The organism is Pseudomonas sp. NPDC079367 (assembly GCF_044542195.1).
In the GTDB taxonomy this organism is placed as follows: domain Bacteria; phylum Pseudomonadota; class Gammaproteobacteria; order Pseudomonadales; family Pseudomonadaceae; genus Aquipseudomonas.
The window spans coordinates 15252-35208 of sequence record NZ_JBITTW010000012.1 but is presented as its reverse complement, the minus strand read 5'-3'; the positions used below and the strand labels follow the sequence as shown (position 1 = coordinate 35208).

Annotated in this window: 19 protein-coding genes; 10 read left to right on the top strand and 9 right to left on the bottom strand. The window is 61.7% G+C overall.

What is annotated here, in order from left to right; all coding sequences use genetic code 11:
- Positions 1–18: 18 nt before the first annotated feature.
- The gene (locus ACIGDJ_RS12850) at positions 19–693 is read left to right on the top strand and encodes a YciC family protein (RefSeq protein ID WP_016773061.1); all 675 of its coding nucleotides are present in this window, start codon (positions 19–21) and stop codon (positions 691–693) included.
- A 75-nt stretch (positions 694–768) separates the two neighbouring features.
- Entirely contained in the window at positions 769–1848 is a 1080-nt protein-coding gene (locus tag ACIGDJ_RS12845) for an endonuclease/exonuclease/phosphatase family protein (RefSeq protein WP_101160544.1), read from the top strand.
- Positions 1849–1859: 11 nt separating this feature from the next.
- Here ACIGDJ_RS12845 and ACIGDJ_RS12840 read toward each other — a convergent pair whose 3' ends face one another.
- The 3 genes from ACIGDJ_RS12840 to hrpB all read right to left on the bottom strand — a co-directional run bounded on the left by ACIGDJ_RS12840 (position 1860) and on the right by hrpB (position 5521).
- On the bottom strand, positions 1860–2285 hold the full coding sequence (locus ACIGDJ_RS12840; protein ID WP_101160546.1) for a hypothetical protein: 426 nt from the start codon (positions 2283–2285) through the stop codon (positions 1860–1862).
- A 13-nt stretch (positions 2286–2298) separates the two neighbouring features.
- Complete coding sequence (locus ACIGDJ_RS12835; RefSeq protein WP_397479655.1) at positions 2299–2871, bottom strand: hypothetical protein; 573 nt, start codon at positions 2869–2871, stop codon at positions 2299–2301.
- 130 nt (positions 2872–3001) lie between these two features.
- Positions 3002–5521: an ATP-dependent helicase HrpB gene (gene hrpB, locus ACIGDJ_RS12830; protein WP_397479654.1), complete on the bottom strand. Its 2520-nt coding sequence runs from the start codon at positions 5519–5521 to the stop codon at positions 3002–3004.
- Positions 5522–5622: 101 nt separating this feature from the next.
- Between hrpB and ACIGDJ_RS12825 the strand changes: the two genes are divergently transcribed.
- Both ACIGDJ_RS12825 and ACIGDJ_RS12820 read left to right on the top strand, forming a co-directional pair.
- Complete coding sequence (locus ACIGDJ_RS12825) at positions 5623–6042, top strand: polyribonucleotide nucleotidyltransferase (RefSeq protein ID WP_101160552.1); 420 nt, start codon at positions 5623–5625, stop codon at positions 6040–6042.
- A 13-nt stretch (positions 6043–6055) separates the two neighbouring features.
- Entirely contained in the window at positions 6056–6952 is an 897-nt protein-coding gene (locus ACIGDJ_RS12820; protein ID WP_101160553.1) for a cation diffusion facilitator family transporter, read from the top strand.
- Here ACIGDJ_RS12820 and ACIGDJ_RS12815 read toward each other — a convergent pair.
- The gene (locus ACIGDJ_RS12815; protein ID WP_397479653.1) at positions 6946–7878 is read right to left on the bottom strand and encodes a DUF6515 family protein; all 933 of its coding nucleotides are present in this window, start codon (positions 7876–7878) and stop codon (positions 6946–6948) included. The genes ACIGDJ_RS12820 and ACIGDJ_RS12815 overlap by 7 nt on opposite strands.
- 449 nt (positions 7879–8327) lie before the next feature.
- Between ACIGDJ_RS12815 and ACIGDJ_RS12810 the strand changes: the two genes are divergently transcribed.
- Both ACIGDJ_RS12810 and ACIGDJ_RS12805 read left to right on the top strand, forming a co-directional pair.
- On the top strand, positions 8328–8807 hold the full coding sequence (locus tag ACIGDJ_RS12810) for an Lrp/AsnC family transcriptional regulator (protein WP_007909658.1): 480 nt from the start codon (positions 8328–8330) through the stop codon (positions 8805–8807).
- 169 nt (positions 8808–8976) lie between these two features.
- The gene (locus ACIGDJ_RS12805; RefSeq protein ID WP_007909655.1) at positions 8977–9186 is read left to right on the top strand and encodes a DUF2788 domain-containing protein; all 210 of its coding nucleotides are present in this window, start codon (positions 8977–8979) and stop codon (positions 9184–9186) included.
- Here ACIGDJ_RS12805 and ACIGDJ_RS12800 read toward each other — a convergent pair.
- The 4 genes from ACIGDJ_RS12800 to ACIGDJ_RS12785 form a co-directional block, all read right to left on the bottom strand.
- The gene (locus ACIGDJ_RS12800; protein ID WP_101160559.1) at positions 9181–9816 is read right to left on the bottom strand and encodes a pseudouridine synthase; all 636 of its coding nucleotides are present in this window, start codon (positions 9814–9816) and stop codon (positions 9181–9183) included. The two genes, ACIGDJ_RS12805 and ACIGDJ_RS12800, sit on opposite strands and share 6 nt — an antisense overlap.
- Positions 9817–9888: 72 nt before the next feature.
- Positions 9889–11388 (bottom strand): AMP nucleosidase, encoded by a 1500-nt coding sequence (gene amn / locus ACIGDJ_RS12795; protein ID WP_178081222.1) that lies wholly within the window; start codon positions 11386–11388, stop codon positions 9889–9891.
- A 185-nt stretch (positions 11389–11573) separates the two neighbouring features.
- Entirely contained in the window at positions 11574–13223 is a 1650-nt protein-coding gene (locus ACIGDJ_RS12790) for an acyl-CoA dehydrogenase family protein (RefSeq protein ID WP_313003850.1), read from the bottom strand.
- 95 nt (positions 13224–13318) lie between these two features.
- Positions 13319–15667 (bottom strand): hybrid sensor histidine kinase/response regulator, encoded by a 2349-nt coding sequence (locus ACIGDJ_RS12785; RefSeq protein WP_101160564.1) that lies wholly within the window; start codon positions 15665–15667, stop codon positions 13319–13321.
- A gap of 301 nt (positions 15668–15968) precedes the next feature.
- Here ACIGDJ_RS12785 and ACIGDJ_RS12780 point away from each other — a divergent pair, with 301 nt between their 5' ends.
- The 4 genes from ACIGDJ_RS12780 (at position 15969) to ACIGDJ_RS12765 (ending at position 19486) form a co-directional block, all read left to right on the top strand.
- Positions 15969–16766, top strand: a complete 798-nt coding sequence (locus ACIGDJ_RS12780; protein WP_101160567.1) for a hydroxymethylpyrimidine/phosphomethylpyrimidine kinase — start codon at positions 15969–15971, stop codon at positions 16764–16766.
- 18 nt (positions 16767–16784) lie between these two features.
- Entirely contained in the window at positions 16785–17408 is a 624-nt protein-coding gene (thiE, locus tag ACIGDJ_RS12775) for a thiamine phosphate synthase (protein ID WP_397479652.1), read from the top strand.
- 15 nt (positions 17409–17423) lie between these two features.
- A complete protein-coding gene (hemL, locus tag ACIGDJ_RS12770; RefSeq protein WP_313003861.1) occupies positions 17424–18707 on the top strand; it encodes a glutamate-1-semialdehyde 2,1-aminomutase in 1284 nt (427 codons plus the stop codon).
- Positions 18708–18931: 224 nt separating this feature from the next.
- Positions 18932–19486, top strand: coding sequence for a tetratricopeptide repeat protein (locus ACIGDJ_RS12765; RefSeq protein ID WP_064364065.1), 555 nt, complete (start codon positions 18932–18934; stop codon positions 19484–19486).
- Between the two features lie 49 nt (positions 19487–19535).
- Here the strand turns inward: ACIGDJ_RS12765 and ACIGDJ_RS12760 are convergent, their stop codons facing one another.
- A complete protein-coding gene (locus ACIGDJ_RS12760; protein WP_016773045.1) occupies positions 19536–19865 on the bottom strand; it encodes a DUF1820 family protein in 330 nt (109 codons plus the stop codon).
- Between the last annotated feature and the right edge of the window lie 92 nt (positions 19866–19957).

Genomic DNA, 19957 nt, shown 5'->3' with positions numbered 1-19957 from the left:
GACCTGCGATACCGACTGATGAATGCCCTCGAAGTACTGCGCGACTCTTTGTATTTTTTCAAACGCCATTTGGGCAGCATCGTGCAGTTGTGCCTGCCATTGGTGATCGTCGAAGCCTTCCTGCAGCAGGCAGTCGATCACGCCACCGGGCCGGACACCTTTGCCGGGGTGAGCATCATCGTCGGCCTGCTGGTATATCCGCTGTACACCGCCGCGCTGATCCTGTTTCTCGATGCGCGCAGCCGTGGCGAGTCGCCGCGCAACCGCGACCTGCTGGCGATGGCGGCAACCCTGTGGCCGCGCTTCGCTGTGCTGACCGCCCTCAATACCTTGCTGATTCTGCTCGGCCTGTCGCTGTACTTCCTGCCGGGCCTGATGCTGATGGTCATGCTCGCCTTCGCTGAATATCTGCTGGTGCTGCGCGGTCTCGGGCCGTTGCAGGCAATGAAGGAAAGCCTGCGTCTGACCCGTGGGCATTTCTGGCGGATCCTGCTGTGCATTCTCTGTGTGATGACGCCGTTGTGGCTGCTCAAAGGCGCGACGCTGGCGGTGTACCCAGAGCCACAGAATCCATTGATCGCCGGGCTGATCGACAGCGCCCACAGCTTCCTGCAACTGTTCACCAGCGTGGTGCTGTTCCGCCTGTTCATGCTGATCAGCGAATTGCCTGACAAACGTAACGGAGCGGTCTGACCGCGCCATGCTTGGGCTTCGTTGCTGCCGTCAGGTATGCTCGGGGCCACTTTCTGTAACGCTATAAGCCGAGCCATGACCCGTCTGCTGCGCTACACCCTGCTCCTCGTCATCCTCGCCGTCGTCCTGTTCGGCGTGCTGCTGTTCAGCCTGACCTGGCGCCCCGACGCTCGCGAAACCCTGCCGGTCAGTTGCGGCACCACCGCGCCGACGCTGGTGCCCGGGCAAGCGCTGAAAGTCATGACCTGGAACGTGCAGTTCCTCGCCGGCAAGCGTTACGTGTTCTGGAATGATCTGGCTCAGGGCGACGACGAAGCGCCGACCCCGGAAGACATGGCGTTCAGCCTCGACGAAGTGGCGCGGGTCATCCGTGACGAACAACCCGATGTGGTGCTGTTGCAGGAGCTCGACGACGGCGCCAAGGCCAGCGATTACCAGAACCAGCTCAAGTTGTTGCAGGAGCGCGTCGCCGACCTGTACCCGTGCAGCACCAGCGCGTTCGACTGGAAGGCCGATTTCGTCCCTGAACCCCACATCTACGGCAGCGTCGGCCGCCAACTCGCCACGTTGAGCCGCTATCGCATCGAACACGCCGAACGTCTGCAGCTGCCCGTCGCCCCGAGCAACTTCATCAGCCGCCAGTTCCAGCCCAAAGACGCCTTGCTCGCAGTCAAACTGCCGCTCAGCGATGGCGGACAACTGACCGTGTTCAACACTCACCTGCAACGCGACAGCCAGGCGGACGGTAACGTGCAGGCGCAAGTCGCTGCGGTGGCTAAAGTGCTCGACAAGTATGAAAGCCAAGGCCTGCCCTGGCTGATCGGTGGCGATTTCAATCTGTTACCGCTCGGCCAGTACCGTCGCCTGCCCGTCGAGCGACGCACGCCCTACTCCGCCGACAGCGAACTGCATCTGCTGTGGGACAAATACCCGATGATCCCGACCAATAACGAAGCCGGCGGTATCGACCGGGCCAAATGGCTGACCCATTACCCCAACGACCCCGGCCTCAACGGCCCGGATCGCACCGTCGATTATCTGTTCCACAGCCCGAAGCTCAAGCGCGTGCAAGCGCAGGTGCGGCAGGACGATACCTTGCGCATCTCCGATCACTTGCCGGTGATCGCGCGGTTCCTGCTACCCGCTGCGCCGTAAGCGTTTTGCCCTTATAAACCGGGCGGAACGTAACCCGGAACATAGCGAACGTTAGCGCACTTGCCGTGCAGTATCCGCCCGTCTTCGATCAGGAACTGGGCGATCTTCTTCTGCTGATTGATCTTCGCCTGCAACTTGCAGGTAGAACTGTGGCCGACCTGTTGGTAGTGCTCGGTGTAGACCATGCCATTGCCGGTATGGGTCATCGAAGTGCCGGCCGCTTCGGTGGAACTCCAGCTCGCGGACTTGTGCCAGGTGAGCACGGCCAAGGGTTCGCCGTTCGGGCCGGTTTCCTTTCCCATCGAATCGGGTGTGCCGAACAGGTCCAGTGCTTCCTGGAGATCGCGGCCTTCCCAGCGGCTCTGCGCAATGGTCGAACAGCCGCTCAAGAGTAGACCAGCCAACAGGGTTGCCAGCCACAAACGTGTGTAAGTCATTGGAGTCCCCGGCTTATTTCTTGAGTTCGAGCAGGCTGTCGATGTTGTCCATCATCTGGCTCTTTTGCTGAATCGGCGCGAGCTTGAAGAACATCTGCTGCAGCATCTCGATCATTTGCAGGTATTCCATCTTGCCCACGACGGCCATGTCGTTTTTGGCACGACTGCCCGGTGCGCAGGCAAACTTCAGCGCTTGCTGGACCCAGAACTCTTTCGGGGTCTGCCACTGATTGGCAACTTTCAGATGACGCATGGTGTAAGCGAGACGCTCGATGGACTGGCCATTGATAAAACGTCCCTTGCCCGTAGCGCATTGGGCTTCGAGGTTATAAACGTCGATCATCGGTTTGCCGGGCTCTTCATACACCAGGGTCACCGCGACCATGGTCGCGCCTTTGGTTTTCTGCGAAGGCACTACTGAGGTGGCATCGGCGACGTACATGATGTTTTTCTGGGGCACGCCGTTGCCGTAGATAATCCACCAGTCGCCAATCGGGTTGGCTTCTTCGGCCATGGCTGAACTGGAGGCGGCCAATAGCGCAGCCGACAAGAAGATCAACTTCTTGAACTTGAAGAAAGAGGTCATGGGCAGTTCCGTTCCTTGGGCACAAGTTGTCAGGCAACAAGGCTTGTTATTGTTCAGGCGGCGATTCTGCGAGCCTGAACAACCAAGGGCAATTAGCACGGATGGGCTAATGGCGCGCTGCCATTGCCGGTCAGGTGCCCCGAGGTTTCGCCCGCGCCGTGGCTTCGGCAACCAAGGGATCGTCCGGCCAATAATGCTTGGGATATCGCCCCTTGAGATCCTTCTTCACCTCGGCATAGGTGCTGCGCCAGAAGTTGGCCAGATCCTGCGTGACCTGCACCGGCCGCCGCGCCGGCGACAGCAGATGCAGCTTGACCACTTGCCGGCCACCGGCGATCCGTGGTGTATCGGCCAGACCAAACAGCTCCTGCAAACGCACCGCGAGAATCGGTGGATGTTCGCTGTAATCCAGACGAATCGATGAGCCTGACGGCACGCTCAAATGATGCGGTGCCAGTTCGTCGAGCTTCTGCGGCAGTGGCCACGGCAGCAGATTGCGCACGATGCTCGACAGATCGAGGTTGGCGAAATGGCTGAGCCGCGAGACCTTGCCCAGATAGGGCATCAGCCAGTCTTCCAGCGTATTGAGCAATGCCGCATCGCTGACATCCGGCCATTGGCTGTCGTCCTGAGTGTTCAGATCGAGCTGGCGCAACAGCGCCACCCGCGCCTGCCACTGGCGCAGTTCCGGCGTCCACGGCAACAATTCCAGGCCCTTGCGCCGCACCAGATTGACCAGCGCCTGACTGCGTGCATTTTCATCCAGACCGGTCAATGGTTCACGGCTGAGAATCAGCTCGCCGACCTTGCGCTGGCGCTCGGCGCGCAATACGCCTTCACGCTCGTCCCAGTCGAGTTGATCGACGCTGCGCACTTGCTCGGCGAGCACCGAATCGAACAGCGCCGGATCGAAATCCGCCGCCAGGTAAATGCGTTCTTCGCGCTGGCCCTGACGGCTGCCGAGGTCGGCGATGACGATCCACTCGTGCTTCATCAGGCTGTCGGCCTCAGCGAACAGCGCGGCGCGACCGTTGGCCAAACGGTATTCAGCGCCGCCGTCACGCCGTTGCTGGGCGACGCGATCCGGGTAGGCCAGCGCCAATAGTGCACCGAGCCAGCGCGGATGCTCGGCATCTTTGACCGGTTCGCTCGGCTTGCCGCGCAGATAACCGCGATATTGCCGGGCCAATTGCCGGGCACGTTGCACCCCGCCCTGTGCACCACGACCGGCGCGCTCTTCACCGGAAAGCAGGACCAATCGGCTGTGCAGATCCGCGCCAGCGCCACGCAGGATATCGCGCTCGCCGAGCAGCGCCGCCACATCGCAGGCCATCGCCGCCAGCCCCAGCGCCTGACCGCGCAACAGCAAGTGCGCAATGCGTGGATGTGCCGGCAGCTCAGCCATGGCCTGGCCGTGGGCCGTCAGCGTATCGCCCTGCAGGGCGCCGAGACGTTGCAGCAAATCCTGCGCCTGGGCATACGCGGCGGCAGGCGGCACGTCGAGCCAGACCAGTTCGCCCGGGGTGACGCCCCAGCGCCCCAATTGCAAAGCTAGACTGGCCAGATCCGCCGAGAGAATTTCCGCGCTGCCATAAGCCGCCAGTTGTTCGTGCTGATCCTGCGACCACAGGCGATAACACACGCCCGGCTCCAATCGCCCGGCGCGGCCGGCACGCTGGGTGGCGCTGGCCTTGGAGATCCGTTGCGTGTCGAGGCGGGTCATGCCGCTGCCCGGGTCGAAACGCGGCACCCGCGCCAGTCCGGCATCGATGACCACGCGCACTCCGTTGATAGTCAGGCTGGTCTCGGCGATGTTGGTCGCCAACACCACTTTGCGCTGACCGGGCGGCGCCGGATCGATCGCTGCACGTTGCGCGTTGAGGTCGAGCTCACCGTGCAGCGGGCACAGCAAAACGTCTTTGCGCCCACCGATGACGTCGGCCAATTGCTGATGCACGCGACGGATTTCCGCTTGTCCCGGAAGGAACACCAACAGGCTGCCGGTTTCATCGTGCAGCGCTTCGAGCACGGTTTGCGTAACGCGCTGATCGATGTATTCGCCCGGCTGAAATGGCCGCCCCCAGCGCATCGTCACCGGGTACATGCGTCCTTCGCTGCGCAGGATCGGCGCGTCATCGAGCAAACTGGCGAGGCGCTCGCCTTCGAGGGTGGCCGACATCAGCAGAATCTTCAGCGGCTGTTCAGTACGAAACAGCTCGCGACCGTTCAGACTGAGCGCCAGCGCCAGATCGGCGTCGAGACTGCGTTCATGGAATTCGTCAAAGATCAGCAGGCCCACGCCGTCCAGCGCCGGGTCGTCCTGCAAGCGCCGGGTGAGGATGCCTTCGGTGACCACTTCGATACGGGTCTTCGGGCCGACCTTGCTGTCGAGGCGGATGCGATAGCCGACGGTTTCACCGACCTGCTCGCCGAGCTCGCTGGCCAAACGTTCCGCCGCCGCCCGCGCAGCCAGACGCCGTGGTTCGAGCATGACGATGGTCTGCCCGGCCAGCCAGGCTTCGTTGAGCAAGGCCAAGGGCACGCGGGTGGTCTTACCGGCGCCGGGCGGTGCTTCGAGCACGGCTTCGTGGCGTGACGCGAGGGCTTCACGCAGGGCGGGTAAAACATCGTCGATCGGCAAAGAAATCATGCTGGCTCCCAAACAGATCGGCGAGTATAACGGCGAACTGTTTGGCGTAGTCTGAACTCAAAACAGTAGCCGTTATTGTTCAGCTCTCAGGAGACATTTCCATGCGCTTACCCTCTCGCCTGATCGGCAGTGTTCTAGTCGCCACTCTGCTCACGCAACTCTCGGCGTGCGGTTCGATTTTCTACCCGGACCGGCGCGGCCAGATCGACGGCAAGATCGACCCGGCGATCGCCGTGCTCGATGCCGTCGGCCTGCTGTTCTACATCATCCCCGGGCTGATCGCGTTTGCCGTCGACTTCGCCACCGGGGCGATCTATTTCGAACCGGGCCACACCGCGCAGATCGATCCGGCCAAGCTCAAGCAAGCCATCGGCCCGGATGGTCAGGTCGACAATCACAAGTTGCAGGCGATTCTTGAGAGCGAACTGGGTAAAGACTTTCCTCTCGACGACCCGCGCCTGATCCAGCACAAGGGCAGCACTCAGCAACTGGCGATGTTCGGCCTGCAACCGGCCGCTTGAATAAGGACGTTCAATGACCTCCAGCCCCGAACACGCCCGCCTGCTGCGGCTGGCGACCCGCGCCTCGGTGGCGGTCGCCTGCACGCTGATCGTCGCCAAGGCAATTGCCTGGTGGTTCAGCGGATCGGTGAGCATGCTCGCCGGCCTCACCGACTCGGCGCTGGATGGCGTCACTTCGATGCTCAATCTGCTGGCGGTGCATTACGCCTTGCGTCCGGCCGATGACGATCACCGTTATGGCCACGGCAAAGCGGAATCGCTGGCGGGCATGGCGCAGGCGTTGTTCATCGGTGGCAGCGCGGTGTTGATCGCGTTCCAGGCCTACCAACGCTTGCAGACACCGGAGCCGCTTGGCGCGCCTTGGTTGAGCATCGGCGTGATCGTATTTTCGCTGTTGCTGACGGCGGCGCTGCTGATGTTGCAGCATCGGGTGATCAAGCAGACCGGCTCCAATGCCGTGCGCGCCGACTCGCTGCATTACCGTTCAGACCTGCTGCTCAACGGCAGCATCCTGATCGCGCTGCTGTTGGCCGGAATGGGTTTTGCGCAACTGGACGCGTGGTTTGGCCTGGGGATCGCCGCGTATATTTTCTGGAGCGCGATCCAGATCGCCCGGGAGAGTTTTTCGGTGCTGATGGACGAGGAACTGCCGACCGATGTCAGCCAGCACATGCTTGAGCTGGCATGCAGCGTGCCCGGCGTGCTGGGTGCGCATGACTTGCGCACGCGAATTTCCGGCAACCACTGGTTTGTGCAATTGCACCTGGAATTGCCGGGCGAACTGACATTGTCAGTCGCCCATGGCATCAGCGACCAAGCGGCGGCGGCGATTCACAAGGCCTATCCGAAGGCCGAGGTGCTGGTGCACGCTGACCCACAGGAAGTGGTGCTCGCCGCACGCGCTCAATAATTGACCTGATAACCGCGACTGCTCAGGCAGTTGCCCTGCGCTTGGCGATAGGCTTGAACCACTTCGGGCGCCGGTTGGTAGGTCGCGGTGCGCGGGTCGAAACCGCTTTGCTGCACCGCATACTGAGAGCACTGGTAACCGTCCTGCTGCACTTGCTGCGGCGACTGGCCGTTGGCCGGGTAGGCTTCGACGTCATAGCCTTGAGCTTGCGGCTGTTGCTGCAGCGGCGGCTCGACCACCACGTAATCCTGCGTCGCTTCTTGGTAGGCGTAATACGAGCCGGCGGCGAGGAACAGCAACGAACCACCGATCCACACTTCACGGGCGTAATCCGGCAGATATTGAATGCGGATCCCGCGCGGTGGCTGCACGACGATGTAGCGCGGGCCTTGCGGGCGATACCAGTAGCCGCCGGAATAGAAGTAATCCTGACCGCGATACGGCACGCGGTAATCACGATCCGGGAAACGGTCGATCACATGGCCCGGACGATACTGCGGGCCAGGCCCCCAGCCATTGCCATGACCGTTCGGCCGTCCCGGCCAGCGGTTGCCATCGGGACGCGGCGGCGTCTGCCATTGCTGATTGTGGTAACCGTTCTGCGGGCGCTCGTCGCGGTAGTAACCCTGACGCGGCTCCTGAGTCTGGTGCACAGCGTCGGGACGTGGCTGGATCGGCAGGTTGTTGCCCGGCTGGCGAGGTGGCTCTGGCCGATCATCAGGACGGTTGCGGTTCTGCCATTGACCGTCATTACTGCGCGGCTGTCCGTTGTGCTCGAACTGACGGCTGTTGTCGCCACGAATGATTTCATTGTTCTGCGGCCCATTGCCGGGCCCGCGACTCTGCGGCTCATCCGCCAGCGCTTGCACACTGACACCCACACAGAGCAAACCAACACCGGCCAGACGCCAGATGCGCGAATTCATGCTTTTCCTCACTGCGGGAGCCTGTCGTTGGGAGGGCCTGTTGCCAAGAGCTAAACAGGCCCAGCGGGTTGTGCAACAGGTTATCAGTCGCGCGACCTATTTATTGAGGCGCCAACATGAAATCGCGGGCAAGAAAAAAGGGAGACCCGTCGGCCTCCCTTCTGGAGAACTTCGTCCTGGCTCGACGCTTTTGACGTCGGCTCACCTCACGCCGTCTTCTGGACAGAGTGCAGCTCGGGGGCCGGCACATCCCCGGTGGGGGTGGCGGCCGCGGCGGGCCTGATTGGGCGGGCCGCGTGGACTGTGTTACCGAGCAGTGATTCTGGTGATAAGAATAAGCCCGAGGCCGCGACAGATGATTGCGAAGATTGCTCAAATAAACACCACTTGCGCAATTTTTAACCCTGGATAGATAATCCGCCGCAATAGTTACAGCCAAGGACAGATTGATGAGCAAACTCGACCGTTACGACCTGAGCATTTTGGCGGAATTGCAACGCGACGCCCGCATCTCCAACCAGGAGCTGGCCGAGCGCATCGGTCTGTCGCCCTCGCCTTGCTCGCGTCGGGTCAAGCAACTGGAAGACGACGGCTACATTTCGCGTCAGGTTGCGCTGCTCGATCGCAAGATGCTCGGGTTGAGCCTGACGGCCTATGTGCTGATCGGCATGGATCGGCATACACCGGAGCGCTTCGAGAATTTCGAAGCGGCCATTCGGACATTGCCGCAGGTGCTGGAGTGCAGTCTGGTGACGGGCGTGGATGCCGATTACCAGTTGAAAGTGGTGGTGCCGGATATGGATCACTATCAAAAGTTGCTGCTGGGGCATCTGACCCGGATCGAGGGGGTCACCAGCGTGCGGTCGAGTTTTGTGCTGAATCAGGTCCTCAACAGCACCGAACTGCCGCTGACCCATTTGCGTAGCTGATTTCGCTTTCGCGAGCAGGCTCGCTTTCACAGGGGATGCATTTCAACCTGTGGGAGCGAGCCTGCTCGCGAAGAGGCCGGCACAGGCGACACAGATCAATGCCCCGCCATCCGCCCTTGGCGTATACTCGCCGCCGCCCTTTCAGCCCGCCCCGCGCCGGAGATCGCCAATGGATCCAGCACTGCTCGAAGAATGGATGATGACCGGTCTGGTCAGCATCCTGATCATTTTCATGGGTTTCATCGTCTGGGATCTGGCGAAGAAGTCCAAGGCCGGGCGGTTCGGCTCGTTCATTCTGTTTTTCGTGCTGGGCCTGGGCGTGGCCGCGTTCATCATCAAGAGTGTGGTGATCGGCCTGATCGAGTCCGGCGCCTTATAAGCGCGCCGGCACTTCCCGCCACTGGCCCTGATCCAGCCCTTCAATCGTCCAGTCGCCTATCCTGACCCGCACCAGCCGCAACGTCGGTAAGCCGACCGCAGCGGTCATGCGCCGCACCTGACGGTTGCGTCCCTCGCGAATCACCAGTTCCAGCCATGCAGTCGGGATGGTCGCGCGAAAGCGTACCGGCGGGTTGCGCGGCCACAACTGGGGCTCATCCAGTTGCCGCGCTTCGGCGGGCAGCGTCATGCCGTCATTCAACTCGACGCCATCACGCAGGCGCTGCAACTGCTCGGCCGTCGGCTCGCCTTCCACCTGCACCCAATAAGTCTTCGCCAGTTTGTGTTTCGGATCGGCGATGCGCGCCTGCAACTGGCCGTCGTTGGTCAGCAGCAATAAACCTTCGCTGTCGCGATCCAGACGTCCGGCCGGATAAATCCCCGGCACATCGATGTAATCCTTGAGCGTCGCCCGCCCTTCGCCGTCGCTGAACTGCGTCAGCACATCGAAGGGTTTGTTGAACAGGATCAGCTTCGGCTCGGCCGGCGGCGCTTTGGCGACACGGCGTGGCGAGGAAGACTGCGGCTTCGCACCGGGACGGCGCGAAGGTGGACGTGGCGGACGGGACATAAGAAAGAGAACATTTAGCGATCAGGGCTGACAATGCTAGTGCCCCGACCGCCAAATGACCACGACTAACCGTTAGCGGAACGGCGGCTCGTCGAAGCTGCGCAGTTTGCGCGAGTGCAGCGAATTGAGTTCGGTGCGCAGCAGATCCACCGCTTCGATGCCGATCTTCAAGTGCTGGCTGACCGCGCGTTCATAGAAAGCGTTGGCCGAGCCCGGCAGTTTGATTTCGCTGTGCAGCGGTTTGTCCGAAACGCAGAGCAACGTGCCGTACGGCACCCGCAGGCGATAACCTTGCGCGGCGATCGTGCCGCTTTCCATGTCCACCGCCACCGCGCGGGACAGGTTGATCAGCGGTCGCTCCTGGGCCCAACGCAGCTCCCAGTTACGGTCGTCATAGGTCAGAACCGTGCCGGTGCGCAGGCGCTTCTTCAGATCGTCGCCCTTCTCGCCGGTGACATTCGCCGCTGCCTGTTGCAGGGCAAGTTGCACTTCGGCCAATGCCGGGATGGGGATATTCGGCGGTACCACGCGATCGAGAATGCCGTCGCGACGCATATAAGCGTGAGCCAATACGTAATCGCCGATGGTCTGCGACTGACGCAGGCCGCCGCAGTGGCCGATCATCAACCAGCAATGCGGGCGCAACACGGCCAGGTGATCGGTGATGTTCTTGGCGTTGGACGGGCCGACGCCAATATTCACCAGCGTGACGCCGTGACCGTCATTGGCGATCAAGTGATACGCAGGCATCTGATAACGGTGCCAGACCACACCGGCGGCGATTGCGGATGCCTCACCGTGGTCCATGCTCTTGTCGATGATCACGTTGCCCGGCAGGACCATGCGCACGAAACGCGGGTCGTTGCGCAGTTGCTCCAGGCCATGGACGATGAACTGATCGACGTAACGGTGATAGTTGGTCAGCAGAATCCACGGTTGTACATGGCGCCAGTCGCTGCCGGTGTAATGCACCAGACGGCGCAAGGAAAAGTCCACGCGCGCGGCGTCGAAAAGCGCCAATGGCAGCGGATCGGTGTTTTCCCAGTCGTAGAGTCCGTCGGCAATGCCATCGGTGGCGGCGGACAGGTCGGTACTCGGGAACACTCGCGCCAGCACCGCCGCAGTGACGCCGGAACCGGCCAGTTCATCGCCCTGCTCGACCACGTACGGATACGGAATGTTCTGCTGGCTGACGCCGACTTCGACGGTCACGGTGAAGTCGTGCATCAACGGCGTCAGTTGTTCGAGCAGGTATTTGCGAAATGCTGCCGGGTGGGTGACGGTGACGCTGTAAGTGCCCGGCAACTGCACCTTGGCGTACGCCCGGGTGGTCTGCGGGACTTCGCCCTGGCAGTGGTAGGTCAGACGCAGTTCGGGATAACGAAACAGGGCACGCTGTTCGGCGTCGGGCTCGACGCGGTCCTTGAGGTAACGCTTGAGGGCAGAATTCAGCGCGTTGGTGGCCCGCTCATGCAGCTCGGCCAGACGATCCACGGCTTGTTCGGCGGTTTGAACGACAATAAACGCTTCGGTCACGATCAGCTTCCTGTGTTCTGACTTGCAGAGCTTCATCTTGCCTGCATCGTGGTCGCACGGGAACAGTGGCATGTTGGCAATGCGTTCATCTGCGCATAAATCCTGTGGGAGCGGGCTTGCTCGCCAATTCGGTTTGTCATTCAACTTGGATGTCGACTGATACACCGCTATCGCGAGCAAGCCCGCTCCCACAGGGTTTTGTGGTGTTTGGAAGATTGGGCTTAGAAAAGCTGTGGGGTCGAGCGGGCGACGATGGCTTCAACGTCCAGCCCACGCGGCAATGCCCCGTAGACGCGGCCGCCACCACTCAAGCGGCTGGCAATAAAAGCATCACTGACGGCCGAATTTCCGGCCTCCAGCAAAAGCCTGGCCTGCAAACCGAGCGCGATGTCTTCGGTCAATTGCCGCGCCCGATACTGAATGTCGCTGGTGTCCCTGAACTGCGCCTGCAAGCGCTGAATATGCTCAGCCAAACGCTTGTCGCCATGGCCATCGCCCAGTTCGCTGAACAGCACATCCAGCACGCCTGGCTCCTTCGACAGTGCGCGCAGCACGTCGAGACACTGCACATTCCCCGACCCTTCCCACGTTGAATTCACCGGTGCTTCGCGGTACAGGCGCGGCAGGATGCTGTCTTCAACATAACCGGCACCGCCCATGCATTCGGCGGCTTCGTTGATCATCCCTGGCGCACGTTTGCAAATCCAGTATTTGCCCACCGCCGTTACCAGCCGCGCAAATTGCGCTTCGTGGCGATCATCGAGGTGATCCAGCGCCTTGCCCATGCGCAGACTCAGGGCCAGCGCGGCTTCGCTTTCCAGCGCCAGATCGGCCAGTACGTTTTGCATCAGCGGCTGCTCGCTGAGCAACTTACCGCCGACCTTGCGGTGCGCGCAGTGATGGCTGGCCTGGGTCAGCGCCTGGCGCATCAGCGAGCTGGAACCGACCATGCAATCGAAACGGGTCATCGCCACCATCTCGATAATGGTCGGCACGCCGCGCCCCTCTTCGCCGATCATCCACGCCAGCGCGCCACGGAACTCCACTTCGCTGGAGGCGTTGGACTGGTTGCCGAGTTTGTTTTTCAGACGCTGGATGTAGAACTGATTACGCGAGTCATCCGGGCGATGGCGCGGCAGCAGAAAGCAGCTCAGACCCTTGTCGGTCTGCGCCAACGTGAGGAAGGCGTCGCACATCGGTGCCGAGCAGAACCACTTGTGCCCGACCAGCTCATAAGCCTGACCCGGTCCGCTGGCACCGACCGGATAAGCCTTGGTGGTGTTGGCGCGCACATCGGTGCCGCCCTGCTTCTCGGTCATCGCCATGCCGATGGTCACGCCGGCCTTGTGCGCCATACCGACATTGCGCGGATCGTATTCGGTGGCGAGGACTTTCGGCAGCCACTGTTCGGCCAGGTCCGGCTGCAAGCGCAGGGCCGGCACGCTGGCGAAGGTCATCGTCAACGGGCAGCCACTGCCGGCTTCAGCCTGGCTGTGCAGATAGGTCATCGAAGCGCGGGCAACCTGTGCGCCGTCCTGCGGGTGTGCCCACGGCAGCGAGGTCAGGCCATGTTCGATCGCGGTGCGCATCAGCTCGTGGTAAGCGGGGTGAAACTCGACCAGATCAATGCGATGGCCGTAGCGGTCATGGCTGGCAAATACCGGTTTGTTCTGGTTGGCGAGAAACCCCGCTTCCATCAGCGGCCCCCCCGCCAGTGCGCCGTAGGCATCGATCCGCGACTCGGCCCAACCGGCACCGAAGCGCCGCGACCACTCCTGTAGCGGCAGGTCGATGCGGTACAGGTTGGTGCCGTCCAGCGATGGCGGCTGATTGGTGACTTCGTGGGTTTCGGCGAACTGATGCAGGTTCATGACGGCGCTCCGTGTTCAGCAATGGCACCAGTTAAGCACTGGTGCTTTTTTGAACAAAGTGTCATACGCGCCGTTTTTGCGGCGCTTTTACCCCATCAGCAACTGAGCACGCGGCGCTGCAACGCAGCCTGCAGATCCTCGAATTTCACCGGTTTGTGCAGATAGTCGATGGCCGCACCCGGGGCGCATTGCTCGCGGTCAGCGCTCAACGCGAGCATGAACACCGGCAAATGCGCACAGCCCGGCAGCGCATGGATCTGGCAGCACAGCGATGCACCTTCGTGGCAGGGCAACTGGCAATCGATCAGCACCGCATCGAAGCTTTCCCGCTGCAGACAGTCCAGTGCGGCGGCGCCGCTGTCGGCGCTGCGCACACGAAAACCGAGCTTGAGCAGCATGCCGCGCATCACCAGTTGGTTGACGCTGTTGTCGTCCACCAGCAGCACCGTGCAATCCTGCGGCGCACGAATGCAATCGCGGGCGGGCTGATCAGCAGCCGCTTCGATAATTGGCAGTTCGAATTCGACATCGAGCTGGAATCGGCTGCCGCATCCAGGCTCGGAGCGGTGAGTAAGTTTGCCCCCTAGCAGTTCGACCAGTTGTCGGCAGATCGCCAGCCCCACCCCCAGGCCGCCGTATTCGCGAGTCATCGAACCGTCGAGCTGGAAGAAGCGCTGATACAGCGTGGCCTCGCCCAGATCGGTGAAACCGATGCCGGTGTCGATCACCGCAAACGACAGCGCCATGCGGTTATCCGTCGACGGCCGCCCCGTGACGCGCAGCGCCAGACCGCCGACACGGGTGAACTTGATTGCATTGTCCAGCAGGCATTCCAGACACTGCGCCAGTTTCGCGCCGTCGCCGTGCAGGCGATCCGGCAGGATCGGCAGCACCTCGACCTTGAAGTCCAGCGACTTGCTCGCCGCATTACCTTCGAACTGCACGCGCAGCGCCTCAACTACCGCACGCAGGCTGAAACTGCCTGGCGTGACCTTGAGCTTGCCGGCCTGCAATTCAGTAAGCGTGAGGATACCGTTGACCATGCGCATCATGTCGCGGGCGGAACCGGCGGCGGTCTGTTGATATTGCTCAAGCTCGGGATCGAGGTCGACGGTCTGCATCAGCTCCAGCGAACCGATCACCCCGTTCATCGGCGTGCGCAGTTCGTGGGTCAAAGTGGCGAGGAATTCATCCTTGAGCTTGTTGCTGTGGGCCAGTTGCTGGTTGAGCACTTCGAGCTTCTGCCCGGCGTCATACAAGGTCTGCGCCTGTTGCTCGCGCATGGCGTTGATGCGGTCGGCCAGCGCCAGCGACAGCAGCGCGACCTCGATCGCCGAGCCGATCTGGCTGGCGTACATGGTCAGGAACACATTGGGCAGCAGGCCCAGCACCATCAGCGTGTTGACGATGCCGCCGAGCAGGAATGCCGACCAGGCGATAATGAAGTAACGCGCCACCCGCAAGCCGCGCCACCAGGCGAGGATCCCGGCCGCAAAGATCACCACGGTGAAGGTCAACGCCAGTGTGGTCGCCAGGCGCAGGGCCAGGGCGTAGCTGGTCATCAGCGACAGACCGATCACCAGCGCACTGAAGGCAATCAAACCGATCAGCAAGCGATCCAGCCAGGCGCTGTGGGTTTTGGTCTGCAAAAAGCTGCGGGCAAACTGGCTGCCGAACAGGCCGGCGCAACCGATGAAAAACGGCGTCGCGGCGTTGGCCCACCATGGGTTGTCCGGCCAGAAATACTCGACCGCCGCGCCGTTCACCGACAATTGATAGAGGCCGAACGAGCCGATATAGAAGATGTAATAGAGGTAACTTGTGTCGCGCACGCTCAGGTAGATGAACAGGTTGTAGACCAGCATCCCCAGCAGCACGCCATAAATGATGCCGAGTACATACAGGCGCACCGGCTGATCTTCAAGGTACGCGGTGCTCGACCACAACGTTACCGGTGCCTGAATCGAGCCTTCACTGGCCAGGCGCAGGTACAGCGTTTGCTGTTGATCCGGTTTGAACGGCAAGTCGAACAGGTAATTGTTCTGGCGGATCTCGCGGCTGGCGAACGGCAATGCATCGCCGGTCTGGCGCACCAGTCGGTATTCGCCGCTGGCGTCGGGCAAGTACAAGTCGAGGTGATCAAGCGGCGGATACGCCAGTTCCAGCAGCCAGGTGCGCTGGGCGGCCGGGTTGCTCGGGCGGTAATGCAGGTCGATCTTCAGCCAGAACGCCGAACGTGAGTAACCGGCATTGAGCGTGGCTTTGTCGTGGGCTTTGAACTGGCTGGCATCTTGTGCGCGGACGTCGGCAATCGTCGCCTGACCGCTCGGGTCTTCGAACACTTGCAGCGATCGGCCCAGTGGCAGGCTCTGGGTGAATTCGTCGAATTCGACGGCGCTCGCCATGAGCGGCAAGCAGAACAGCAACATCAGCAAATAGCGCATTGAAGCCCCAGCGTGGCTCGTCCGGTTGTGTCAGGAAGCCCCCCATTCCCTTTGAGTAGACGTAAAACCGGTATTACCTGTGATTGTTTGGATCCAGCCTAGCATAGCCGTTGATGGCCATTGAGCACCATGGAAATTTTTCCTACAACGGCTCTAGAACGGGCGTTACAGGGCAAAGCACCGAGATAGAGCTGTTGGAATGGTCAGGAACGTCAAAGATTGCAGCCTCCGGCAGCTCCGGCATTTATCTTGCTCTGCCACCCACACCCGTAAATCAGCTTTGGTGGTAAGCTCGCGCACCATGAATATCTACAGCTCCCGCCCCGTTGTCCTCTGTCTCTCCGGCCACGACCCCAGTGGTGGCGCCGGCTTGCAGGCAGATATCGAAGCCTTGCTTGCGCAGGGTTGCCATGCGGCTCCGGCCGTCACCGCCCTGACCGTGCAAGACACCGTCAACGTCACTGACTTTCGCGTCCTCGACCGCGAGTGGGTACTGGCTCAGGCCAACGCCGTGCTCAACGACTCCGAAGTCGCGGCGGTGAAACTGGGCATGCTCGGTTCGCTGGAAATGGTCGACACGGTTGTCGAACTGCTCTCGGCCCACCCGCATCTGCCGGTGGTCTGCGACCCGGTGCTGCGTGCCGGCGGCGGCGGACGCCTGGGCAAGGACGAGGTCGGCTATGCGATGCGCGAGCGTCTGCTGCCGCTGTCGATCATTGCTACCCCGAATCTTCCCGAGGCACGCATCCTCGCCGAACTGCCCGAAGGCACGGCCGACGAGTGCGCGGAAAAACTCCTGCCATTCATCAAAAACCTGCTGATCACCGGCGGCCACGGCGACGAGACTGAAATCCACAACCGCGTGTACAGCCGCGACGGCCTGCGTGAGACCTTTATCTGCCAGCGCCTGCCGGGCAGCTATCACGGCTCGGGTTGTACGCTGGCCAGCGCCCTCGCCGGTCGCCTGGCTCAGGGCGAACACCTCGCCAGCGCCGTGCGCAGTGCGCTGGATTACACCTGGCGGACCCTGCGCGACGCGGAACAACTGGGCCGAGGCCAGTTCGTGCCGCGTCGCCTGCCGCTGGATTTCTGCTCGTAACGTCGTGAGGTCTGTCCGATGAAACTACGTGGCCTGTATGCCATTACCGACAGCCAGTTGCTGGCGGGCAAGTTTCTGTCTTACGTGGAGGCGGCGCTCGATGGCGGCGTCACCCTGCTGCAATACCGCGACAAAAGCAGCGACGAGGCGCGCCGCCTGCGCGAGGCCGAGGCGCTGCGCAATCTGTGCGAGCGTTACAAGACGCAGTTGATCATCAACGATGACGCTGAGCTGGCCGCGCGCCTCAATGTCGGCGTGCACTTGGGCCAGACCGACGGCCCGCTATCGCCGACCCGCGCCCTGCTCGGTTCGAAAGCGATCATCGGTTCGACCTGTCACGGGCAAATCGCCCTGGCTGAACAGGCCGCCCAAGAAGGTGCGAGTTACGTCGCCTTCGGCCGCTTCTTCAATTCCACCACCAAACCCGGTGCGCCGAGTTGCAGCCTCGACTTGCTCGACGAAGCCAAACGCACGCTGCACTTGCCGATTTGCGCGATTGGCGGCATCACCCTCGATAACGCCGCGCCACTGGTCGAGCATGGGGTCGATCTGCTCGCCGTGATCCACGGCCTGTTCGGCGCCCAGAGCTGCGCCGAAGTGACCCGCCGCGCCCGCGCCTTCAACGAACTTCTGAAAATCTGATTTGAGAGCCCGATCATGTCTCGTTCCGAAACCCTGTTTGCCAATGCTCAGAAACACATCCCCGGCGGCGTCAACTCGCCGGTGCGCGCGTTCAAGAGCGTCGGCGGCACACCGCTGTTCTTCAAACATGCCGAAGGCGCTTACGTCACCGACGAAGACGACAAGCGTTATGTCGATTACGTGGGTTCGTGGGGGCCGATGATCCTTGGCCACAGCCACCCGGACGTGCTCGACGCGGTGCGCAATCAACTGCAGCACGGCCTGTCCTACGGCGCGCCGACGTCGATGGAAACCGAGATGGCCGATCTGGTCTGCTCGCTGGTGCCGTCGATGGACATGGTGCGCATGGTCAGCTCCGGCACCGAGGCGACCATGAGCGCGATCCGTCTGGCCCGTGGTTTCACCGGTCGCGACAGCATCATCAAGTTCGAAGGCTGCTACCACGGTCACTCTGACAGCCTGCTGGTCAAGGCCGGTTCCGGCGCTCTGACCCAGGGCGTACCGAGCTCCGCCGGCGTCCCGGCTGCATTCGCCAAACACACCCTGACCCTGCCGTTCAACGACATCGAAGCGGTCGAGCAGATGCTTGCCGAAGTCGGTGAGGACGTCGCCTGCATCATCGTCGAGCCGGTCGCCGGCAACATGAATTGCGTGCCGCCAGCGCCGGGCTTTCTCGAAGGCCTGCGTTCGCTCTGTGACAAGCATGGCGTGGTGCTGATTTTCGACGAAGTGATGACCGGTTTCCGTGTCGCTCTCGGCGGTGCCCAAGCGCATTACGGCGTGACGCCGGACCTGACCACCTTCGGCAAGATCATCGGTGGCGGCATGCCGGTGGGCTGCTTCGGTGGCAAGCGCGAGATCATGCAGCGCATCGCCCCGCTGGGCCCGGTGTACCAGGCCGGTACGCTGTCGGGTAATCCGCTGGCGATGGCGGCCGGCCTGACGACTTTGCGTCTGATCAGCCGCCCGGGTTTCCACGCCGAGCTGACCGACTACACCGCGCGCATGCTCGACGGCCTGCAGCAGCGAGCCGATGCTGCGGGCATCCCGTTCGTGACCACCCAGGCTGGCGGCATGTTCGGTCTGTACTTCAGTGGCGCCGACGACATCGTCACCTTCGACGACGTGATGGCCAGCGACGCAGCACTGTTCGGTCGCTTCTTCCACCTGATGCTGGAAGGTGGCGTGTACCTGGCGCCGAGTGCCTTCGAAGCTGGGTTCACGTCGATCGCCCACGGCGAAGCCGAGTTGCAACTGACGCTGGACGCTGCCGAGCGTGCCTTCGCCGCGTTGAAATAATCGCCGCACCGCTGACGTTGGCTATGGCCAGCGTCAGCTTTCACCTACATCCGCGTGGTTTTTCCAACGTGCCTGCGCAAATCCTGCCTGAATCGGGCGATATATTCCCCACGCAGCAGAAAAACGAGTAAAGACTTTGTAAGGTTGGCCCTGCTTATTTCATAATGCGCGCTTATTGGATCCCTCGACGGGTCCGCGTGCCCTTCAGAGGTAAGTCGATTCCCATGAACCGCACCGGCCGCACCCTTGCATTGGGCTGCCTGTTGCTCCTTCAGCCCCTGCTCGCGCATGCACAAGCAGGCGGCAACTCGTTGTTGATCCCGGCGATGGGTCGTTGCACCCTCAATACTCAGCCGCAAGACGTCACGCAGGCACTGGCCGCCTGCCAGAAAGCGGCGGACGAAGGGGACGCGCAAGCGCAATACGAGTTGGGTGAGTTCTACTACGACGGCAAGAACGCGCCGCGCGACCTCAATCAAGCCCTGAGCTATTTCGAAAAAGCCTCATTGCAAGGCCACGCTCAGGCGCAATTCAAGCTCGGCAGCATGTTCTTCCACGGTGAAGGCGTGCAGGCCAACAATATCCAGGCCTACATCGTGCTGAAGATGGCAGCGGTCAACGGTGCCGAAGAGGCGCTGGACACGGCTGACGAAGTCTCGGAAAAGATGTCCCGCGAAGATCTGGAAACCGCTACCCAGGTGCTCGGGCAGATCTTCCGCAAATACCTGATGGAACTGCAAAGCGCCGACGGGCGTACGCCGTTTTCACCTCTTCCCTGACTATTGATCGTTCCCACGCAGAGCATGGGAACGATCATCTGAAACCGGTTTACTTTTCGGGCATCGGCATCGGGAACGGCATGACATTGCCGACCGCGCCGCGGGCTTCGCTGATTTTCGGCGTGCCCAGACGCTCAACCTCGTCGATGCGCACAATCGAATGCATCGGCACAAAGCTGCGCACCACGCCTTCGAATTGCGCCTTGAGCTTTTCTTCGCTCGGATCGACGACCATTTGCGTGCGCTCGCCAAAGACGAATTCTTCAACTTCCAGGAAACCCCACAGATCACTCTGATAGATCTGCTTGGCGTACATTTCGAACACCTGGCCCTGGTTGAGGAAAATCACCTTGTAGATTGGAGCTTCGCGTTTGGTCATGGCGGGCGGATAACATCGGGGTAAAAATGGGGGCGCGAACTATAGCATAGCCACCGGACGCACAGCGGTAGGAACCTGACGGCTTGTTCCCT

What these genes read in the sequence shown, in the direction of transcription:
- ACIGDJ_RS12790 (WP_313003850.1), bottom strand. Translation starts at nt 13,223, where the DNA reads ATGAACCTGCATCAGTTCGCCGAAACCCACGAAGTCACCAATCAGCCG.
- ACIGDJ_RS12800 (WP_101160559.1), bottom strand. Translation starts at nt 9,816, where the DNA reads ATGTCCCGTCCGCCACGTCCACCTTCGCGCCGTCCCGGTGCGAAGCCG.
- ACIGDJ_RS12785 (WP_101160564.1), bottom strand. Translation starts at nt 15,667, where the DNA reads ATGCGCTATTTGCTGATGTTGCTGTTCTGCTTGCCGCTCATGGCGAGC.
- ACIGDJ_RS12805 (WP_007909655.1), top strand. Translation starts at nt 8,977, where the DNA reads ATGGATCCAGCACTGCTCGAAGAATGGATGATGACCGGTCTGGTCAGC.
- ACIGDJ_RS12815 (WP_397479653.1), bottom strand. Translation starts at nt 7,878, where the DNA reads ATGAATTCGCGCATCTGGCGTCTGGCCGGTGTTGGTTTGCTCTGTGTG.
- ACIGDJ_RS12840 (WP_101160546.1), bottom strand. Translation starts at nt 2,285, where the DNA reads ATGACTTACACACGTTTGTGGCTGGCAACCCTGTTGGCTGGTCTACTC.
- hemL (WP_313003861.1), top strand. Translation starts at nt 17,424, where the DNA reads ATGTCTCGTTCCGAAACCCTGTTTGCCAATGCTCAGAAACACATCCCC.
- ACIGDJ_RS12765 (WP_064364065.1), top strand. Translation starts at nt 18,932, where the DNA reads ATGAACCGCACCGGCCGCACCCTTGCATTGGGCTGCCTGTTGCTCCTT.
- ACIGDJ_RS12850 (WP_016773061.1), top strand. Translation starts at nt 19, where the DNA reads ATGAATGCCCTCGAAGTACTGCGCGACTCTTTGTATTTTTTCAAACGC.
- ACIGDJ_RS12820 (WP_101160553.1), top strand. Translation starts at nt 6,056, where the DNA reads ATGACCTCCAGCCCCGAACACGCCCGCCTGCTGCGGCTGGCGACCCGC.
- ACIGDJ_RS12835 (WP_397479655.1), bottom strand. Translation starts at nt 2,871, where the DNA reads ATGACCTCTTTCTTCAAGTTCAAGAAGTTGATCTTCTTGTCGGCTGCG.
- ACIGDJ_RS12810 (WP_007909658.1), top strand. Translation starts at nt 8,328, where the DNA reads ATGAGCAAACTCGACCGTTACGACCTGAGCATTTTGGCGGAATTGCAA.
- ACIGDJ_RS12825 (WP_101160552.1), top strand. Translation starts at nt 5,623, where the DNA reads ATGCGCTTACCCTCTCGCCTGATCGGCAGTGTTCTAGTCGCCACTCTG.
- amn (WP_178081222.1), bottom strand. Translation starts at nt 11,388, where the DNA reads ATGAAGCTCTGCAAGTCAGAACACAGGAAGCTGATCGTGACCGAAGCG.
- ACIGDJ_RS12760 (WP_016773045.1), bottom strand. Translation starts at nt 19,865, where the DNA reads ATGACCAAACGCGAAGCTCCAATCTACAAGGTGATTTTCCTCAACCAG.
- ACIGDJ_RS12780 (WP_101160567.1), top strand. Translation starts at nt 15,969, where the DNA reads ATGAATATCTACAGCTCCCGCCCCGTTGTCCTCTGTCTCTCCGGCCAC.
- hrpB (WP_397479654.1), bottom strand. Translation starts at nt 5,521, where the DNA reads ATGATTTCTTTGCCGATCGACGATGTTTTACCCGCCCTGCGTGAAGCC.
- ACIGDJ_RS12845 (WP_101160544.1), top strand. Translation starts at nt 769, where the DNA reads ATGACCCGTCTGCTGCGCTACACCCTGCTCCTCGTCATCCTCGCCGTC.
- thiE (WP_397479652.1), top strand. Translation starts at nt 16,785, where the DNA reads ATGAAACTACGTGGCCTGTATGCCATTACCGACAGCCAGTTGCTGGCG.